The following is a 3,000-nucleotide window of genomic DNA, read 5'->3' on the forward strand; positions in this document are numbered from 1 at the left end:
TGCCAACCCTGCCCGGGGTGGCTATAGCCTGCCCCATTATGACAAAAGATCTCATCATCGTTGAGTCTCCCGCCAAAGTGAAGACCATCGGCAAGTTCCTGGGAAAGGACTACGCCGTGGAGGCCTCCGTGGGCCACGTGCGCGACCTCCCCAAGGGCGACATGGGCCTGGACGAGGAGCATGGCTACGCGCCGCGCTACGAGATCATAAAAGGCAAGGAAGACATCGTGGGCCGCCTGCGCAAGGCCGCCAAGGCCGCGAACCACGTCTTCCTGGCGCCCGACCCCGACCGCGAGGGGGAGGCCATCGGCTGGCACGTGGCCGAACTCATCAAAGGCCAGAACAAGAACGTCAGCCGCATCCAGTTCAACGAAATCACCGCCCGCGCGGTGAAGGAAGCCCTCGAACACCCCCGGCCCATCAACTACGACCTGGTGGGCGCGCAGCAGGCCAGACGCGTGCTGGACCGCCTGGTGGGCTACAAGATTTCCCCCATCCTGTGGAAGCACGTAAAGCGCGGCATATCCGCCGGGCGCGTGCAGAGCGTGGCCCTCAGGCTCATTGTGGACCGCGAGCGCGAGCGCCGCGCCTTTGAGCCCGTGGAGCACTGGGCGCTGAAGGTGAAGCTGGCCGGAGAGAATCCGCCGCCCTTCCGCGCCGATTTGTGGAAGATCGGCACCAAGGCCGTGGCCCCGGGCATGCAGGACATAGGCAGCAAGGACGCGGCCGACGCGCTGGTGCAAAACGTCCGCGCCGGGCAGTTCACGGTTGATGGCGTGGAGGAAAAGGAGCGCAGCAAGAGCGCCCCGCCGCCGTTCACCACGTCGAGCCTGCAGCAGGTGGCCAACCGGGCCCTGGGCTACCCGGCCAAGAAGACCATGGGCGCGGCACAGAAACTCTACGAAGGCGTGGACCTGGGCGAGCGCGGCACGGTGGCGCTCATCACCTACATGCGTACCGACTCTGTCCGCGTGGCCGACGAGGCCAAGAAGGCCGCGCAGGAGTTCATTCTTTCCGCCTATGGCGCGGACTACGCCCCGGCCAAGGTGAAGGTCTACAAGACCAAGGACGGCGCCCAGGACGCGCACGAGGCCTGCCGCCCCGTCGACGTGGCCGTGACGCCGGAGAGCGTGAAGCAGTTCCTGCCCGCGGACCAGTTCAAGCTGTACCAGCTCATCTGGCGGCGCTTCGTGGCCTCGCAGATGACCCCGGCGCGCTTCCACGACACCACGGTGACCGCCAAGAACGGCAAGACCCTGTGGCGCGCCAAGGGCGAGCGCCTGCTGTTCCCCGGCTTCCTGAAGGTGCAGGGCCTGGAGGCCCCGGACCCGGACGCCGAAAAGGACGACGGTTCCGAGCAGCTGCCCAAGCTGACCGTGGGCGAGGTGTTGCAGCTCCTCGACCTGACCAGCGAGCAGAAGTTCACCCAGCCGCCCCCGCGCTACACCGAAGCCACGCTGGTCAAGGCGCTGGAGGAGGAAGGCATCGGGCGGCCCAGCACCTACGCCGCCATCATCAGCACCCTGCAGGACCGCGAGTACGTGGCCATGGAGGAGAAGCGCTTCGCCCCCACCGAGCTGGGCAGTACGGTGAGCGACAAGCTGGTGGCCCACTTCGCCACGCTCATGGACATCGGCTTCACCGCGGGCATGGAGCAGAAGCTGGACGAGATCGCCGCAGGCGGCCGCGCCTGGGAGGCGGTCATCGAGGAATTCATGGCCGAGTTCATCCCCGCGCTGGAAAAGGCCGGAACCGAGATGAGCCGCGCCACCATCGATTCCGGCGTGCCCTGCCCGGACTGCGGCAGGCCCATGCACGTGAAGTTCGGCAAGAACGGCGAGTTCCTGGGCTGCTCCGGCTACCCGGAATGCAAGGCCATCCGCGAGTTCACCCGCGACGAACAGGGCAACATCCTGCCCGTGGACAAGCCGCGCGACGAGATCACCGACATCCCCTGCCCCCTGTGCGGCAAGCCCTTTGCGGTGAAAACCCCGCGCAAGGGCCGCTCGCACGAACCCTTCCTGGGCTGCACCGGCTACCCCAAGTGCAAGAACATCAAGAACTTCAAGCGCGACGAGTTCGGCAAAATCGTGGTCCTGGAAGCGCCGGAGGAAATTCCGGCCGGCACCTGCCCGGACTGCGGCAAGCCCATGGTCATCAAGACCGCGCGGCGCGGCACCAAGTTCATCGCCTGCACGGGCTACCCGGCCTGCAAGCACACCGAGCCGCTGCCCACGGGCATCGCCTGCCCGCAGCCCGGCTGCACGGGCGAGATGGTGGAGAAGAGCTCGCGCCGGGGCAAGGTGTTCTACTCCTGCTCCCGCTATCCGGACTGCACGTACTCCCTGTGGGACCGCCCGGTGCCCGGCCCCTGCCCGCAGTGCGACTCGCCCCTGCTGGTGGAAAAATTCAGCAAGGCCAAGGGCGCGCAGATCGCCTGCCCGAACAAGGAATGCGGCTGGGTGAAGCCGGAGGAAGGCGCAGGGGAGTAGCGGCGGGTACGCAAATGCGATAGCGTGGGGCCACTGGGGGGCGGGCCCGCCTTCCGGCAACCGCAACGACGCCTTGCCAAGGAGCCCCCATGCGACACCTTGCCCGCCTCGTCCCGCTTGCCGTGCTGATGCTCTTGTGCGCCTGCGCCGCCAAAAACGTCCCTACCGGAGACCCGGCCGTGGACCATTTCCTGGGAGCCGAATACGGCAAGATGACCCAGGTGCCCGGCCATCCGGAGCGCTTCGCCTGGCGCAGCCCGAACTTCGCCCCCAAGAACTACAGCGCCGTGCTGCTCGACCCCACCGTGGTCTGGCAGGCGGACGCCCTGGCCAAGCAGTCCGGCGTGAGCCGCGAGGAACTGGACGCCGTGGCCAAGCACCTGGACGCGGTGCTCCTGAAGACCATGCAGTCCATCGACTTCCCCATCAAGGACGCCCCGGCCCCGCGCACCCTGCGTCTTTCCGCGGCCATCACCCGCATCAAGCCCAGCAACCCCACCATGAACAC

2 protein-coding genes are annotated in these 3,000 nt (G+C 67.1%); both read left to right on the forward strand.

Annotated elements, in window-relative coordinates; genetic code table 11:
• Positions 1–38 precede the first annotated feature (38 nt).
• A complete protein-coding gene (topA, locus tag VN419_RS06275; protein WP_325645592.1) occupies positions 39–2,492 on the forward strand; it encodes a type I DNA topoisomerase in 2,454 nt (817 codons plus the stop codon).
• A gap of 89 nt (positions 2,493–2,581) precedes the next feature.
• Positions 2,582–3,000, forward strand: a 419-nt coding sequence (locus tag VN419_RS06280; protein ID WP_325645594.1) for a DUF3313 family protein, incomplete at its 3' end; no start/stop codon positions are given.

The organism is Humidesulfovibrio sp., from assembly GCF_035560995.1.
Lineage (GTDB): Bacteria > Desulfobacterota > Desulfovibrionia > Desulfovibrionales > Desulfovibrionaceae > Humidesulfovibrio.

Excerpts from the sequence above, each read along its gene's own strand:
- topA (WP_325645592.1), top strand. The coding sequence starts at position 39 with ATGACAAAAGATCTCATCATCGTTGAGTCTCCCGCCAAAGTGAAGACC.